The organism is Rhodococcus sp. no. 34 (assembly GCF_054589475.1).
This window is the reverse complement of the sequence record NZ_BAAILK010000035.1, coordinates 33,358-34,406: the sequence shown is the minus strand read 5'-3', so window position 1 is coordinate 34,406 and position 1,049 is coordinate 33,358. Positions and strand designations below refer to the sequence as shown.

Annotated in this window: 1 protein-coding gene and 1 pseudogene; both read left to right on the top strand. The window is 62.4% G+C overall.

All coding sequences use genetic code 11. The features are described from left to right. Window positions 1-150: pseudogene (locus tag ACYP01_RS13215) on the top strand (MBL fold metallo-hydrolase); the annotation flags it as partial. Between the two features lie 37 nt (window positions 151-187). Next, window positions 188-949: a crotonase/enoyl-CoA hydratase family protein gene (locus tag ACYP01_RS13210; protein ID WP_459680463.1), complete on the top strand. Its 762-nt coding sequence runs from the start codon at window positions 188-190 to the stop codon at window positions 947-949. Window positions 950-1,049 lie beyond the last annotated feature (100 nt).

Sequence of the window (1,049 nt, the reverse complement as noted above, 5' to 3'; positions counted from 1 at the left end):
TCCTGGTCTCGCCCGTTCGAACAGATGTCGCCGCGACTACTTCGCTTGGCAGTCCGCGAAACCCATGCTCATCTTGTTGTTTTGGCCAAGCGGGAGATCGTGACACCGTCCGGCGGCACACCCGTGCGCTGGAGCATTCGCGCGCAGTGACCTTTCAAGAATCTCATCACGGAAGTAGGAACCGAACATGAGCGTCGTGCTCACCGACTTCGCCGACGGCGTTGCCGTCATCACCCTCAATCGTCCCGAGGCCAAGAACGCGGTCAATCTCGAACTTGCCGAAGCCTTGGCTGCGGCCATCGACGAGTTCGAGGAACGGGCCGATCTCACCATCGGCATTCTGACCGGATCTGGTGGAACCTTCTGCGCCGGTATGGATCTGAAGGGATTTGCGCGCGGAGAGCGGCCATCGCTACCGGGTCGTGGTTTTGCCGGTCTGACCGAGGCACCGCCGTCGAAGCCGCTGATCGCAGCCGTCGAAGGTTGGGCACTCGCCGGCGGTTGCGAACTGGCCTTGGCGGCCGACTTGATCGTGGCGTCCACGGACGCGAAATTCGGCCTGCCCGAAGTGAAGCGGGGACTTGCCGCGGCCGCCGGCGGACTCCTACGTCTGCCGAAAATTCTTCCGTATCAGTTGGCCATGGAAATCGCGATCACGGGGGATCCACTCAGTGCCACCGTGGCGCATCATCACGGCTTGGTCAATCGGCTCGCCGAACCGGGACACGCGCTGACCGTCGCACGCGAGCTTGCGGCCCGAGTAGCGGCTAACGGTCCACTGGCTGTTCGCGCGACCAAGCAGGTACTGGCAATGTCCTCCAAGTACACCGATCCGGATGCCTTTGTCGCGCAACGCGAATTCATCGATCCGGTCTTCACCTCTCGTGATGCCAAGGAGGGCGCCACGGCATTTGCCGAGAAGCGCTCTCCCGTGTGGAGTGGTTCATGAGTGCCGAGACGATCGAGCGTGCGGCCGTAAGCATCGAACGAGACGGTGCTGTCGCGACGATTGTTCTCTGTCGGCCGCACCGCCGCAACGCTCTCGATCT